Source organism: Microbacterium sp. MTN4-26 (genome assembly GCF_042846595.1).
GTDB lineage: Bacteria > Actinomycetota > Actinomycetes > Actinomycetales > Microbacteriaceae > Microbacterium > Microbacterium luteum.
The window spans coordinates 1-493 of sequence record NZ_BTGO01000057.1 but is presented as its reverse complement, the minus strand read 5'-3'; the positions used below and the strand labels follow the sequence as shown (position 1 = coordinate 493).

The window sequence follows — 493 nt, the reverse complement described above, 5'->3', positions numbered from 1 at the left end:
GGGACTGCTGCACGGATAGGTGACATCTGATCTGGCTTGCCCGCAGGGTGGGCCTGGAAGGATGTTGCTGTGCCCAAGCCCTACCCGTCCGAGTTCCGTGACGACGTCGTGCGTGTCGCGAGGAACCGCGAGCCCGGAGTCACGATCGAGCAGATCGCGAAAGACTTCGGGGTCCACCCCATGACGCTGCAGAAGTGGATGCGTCGCGCCGACATCGACGAAGGTGCCAAGCCCGGTCAGTCGCGGACCGAGGCCGCTGAGATCCGTGAGCTGAAGAAGCGGAACCGGCTCCTCGAGCAGGAGAACGAGGTCCTCCGTCGTGCGGCGGCGTATCTGTCGCAGGCGAACCTGCCGGGAAAAGGTTCTACCCGCTCGTGACAGAGCTCGCCGCCGCAGGGATCCCTGTGACGGTGACGTGCCGGGTGCTCAAGCTCTCCCGTCAGCCCTACTACCGGTGGCTGGCGAACCCCATCACCCCGAGTGAGGTGGTGGA

General features: G+C 65.3%; 1 pseudogene. It reads left to right on the top strand.

The window, feature by feature from the left end:
* Positions 1-69: 69 nt before the first annotated feature.
* Positions 70-493: pseudogene (locus ACGG9C_RS17065) on the top strand (transposase); the annotation flags it as partial.